The 1,809-nt window shown below is 69.0% G+C and carries 1 protein-coding gene; it reads right to left on the bottom strand.

Features of this window, described 5'->3' with window-relative positions; genetic code table 11:
* Positions 1–13: 13 nt before the first annotated feature.
* Positions 14–1,687 (bottom strand): IS4 family transposase, encoded by a 1,674-nt coding sequence (locus tag ABH920_RS49995; protein WP_370356982.1) that lies wholly within the window; start codon positions 1,685–1,687, stop codon positions 14–16.
* Positions 1,688–1,809 lie beyond the last annotated feature (122 nt).

The following is a 1,809-nucleotide window of genomic DNA, read 5'->3' as shown; positions in this document are numbered from 1 at the left end:
CAAGAGCGGGGAGTTAAGGGTTTGGTGGTGGTGTCAAGGCTTGTTCGGTGGTGATGGTGTAGGTGCCGGGTGCGCATTTGGTGATGTGGCCGCGGCGGGCGGCGGTGTTGAGGGCGACGCCGATGGCGTTGAGGGGGTCCCAGCCGGTGATGCCCAGGGCGCGGGCGAGTTGGCGGGCTTGGTGGGGTTGGCCTGGGTGGGTGTGCAGGATGGCCAGGGCGTAGATCATGTGGTGGCTCATGGCGGGGTGGCGGGTGCGTAGCGCGTTGGTGAGGGCGGGATCTGGCCTGTCGCAGGTGGCTGGTGTGGCCGGGGCTGCGATCACGGTGTCGATGGCTTGGATGGCGGTGCCGCGGGCCGGGCGTGGGTCGGCGGGTCGGTGTTTGGGGTAGCGGGAGCCGGGTGCTTTCAGCACGCGGGCGGCGATACGGGGCCGGCGGGCATCGAGTGGCTGGTCCAGGATGGCGGTGGCGATGTCGCCGTGCAGCGGGTCGGGATGGCCGGCGATGTGCTCGGCGCGGATGACGCTGTCGCGGGCGGCGGCCAGCGCGACGGTAACCGAGCAGCGGTCCGGGTCCAGGCCTGGGCGGGTTGCGGCGGCGTCGGTCATGACGATGTGAAGGATCTGCCAGATGCAGGCCAGGGCCCACATTTCCTGGGCGATGCCGAAGGGGTCGCCGGAGCGCAGCACGGTGCGGCCGGTGAGGGTGTGGCGCAGCCCGAAGAAGCAGGTCTCGATCTCCCAGCGCTGGTGGTAGAGCTGCACCAGTGCCTTGGCGGGATCGGTGCGGTGGTCGGTGAGGGTGGTTACCAGGCGCCAGCGGCCGGTTACCTGGGTGCCGTCGGCGCCGGTGATGCTGATCTGTGCATCGATCACCCGCAGCCGAAGTCCGCCGATGCGGGTCAGGAACGACCCGTCGGGCAGCACCGCCAGCACCGCGGGTTTGCGCACCGCGTTGACCCGGATGAGGAACTGCGCCTGGCGTCCGGCGATGGCGGCCATGACCTTGTCGGCGTCGAATGCCGCATCGGCCAGCAGCAGCATCGAGGCATCCAGCCGGGCCCACAGCGCAGCGGCGGCCGGGATCTCCCCGACCGACAACGCCGTCACCGTCGCGCCCAACAGCGCCCGGGTGCCGCACTCGGCCAAAGCCAGCAGCTGCACCCCAGGCCAGCCGTCGCTACCGCTGCGGCGCCGCCCGATCCGGAACACCGCCCGGTTGCGCGACGTGTCCGGCGCCTTGAACGAGGAACACCCGTCGATCGCCACCATCCGCAACCCGCGGTAGCGGCAGCCCGGCATCCCCGGCCAGGACGTCGGACCAGCCAGGTGCTCGAACAACGACCTGATCGGCGCTACCGACACCCGCCGCCGCAGATCCCGCAACGCCTTACCCGACGGAGCCGGCACCGCGATCTTCGGCAGGCCCCGCATAGCACCGGTCAGATGCGACCACACCCCGGAAAGGCCCACCTCCGGGAACAGCACCATCGCCAACACCACATACACACCCACCCGCGAAGGCAGCATCCGTACCCGCTGCTGCACACACCCGGTGGCCTCCAACACCGCATCGACCAGCTCGAACGGCACCACCGACGTCAACTCACCCAGATGCCCGGCAGCGAACACACCCGGAGCAACCGTGATGGTGCGGGACGCACAGACCATGGCAGACTCAGACACGACGAGACCTCCGAAACCAGGGTTCCTAGACAGTCCCGATGTATCAGAGGTCTCGTTTCACATGCCAGCCCAGCAGACCAGGGCCTTGACACCCACCACAAACCCTTAACTACCCGCTCTTG

It is taken from the genome of Catenulispora sp. EB89 (assembly GCF_041261445.1).
GTDB lineage: Bacteria > Actinomycetota > Actinomycetes > Streptomycetales > Catenulisporaceae > Catenulispora.
This window is presented reverse-complemented; position numbering and strand designations above follow the sequence as displayed.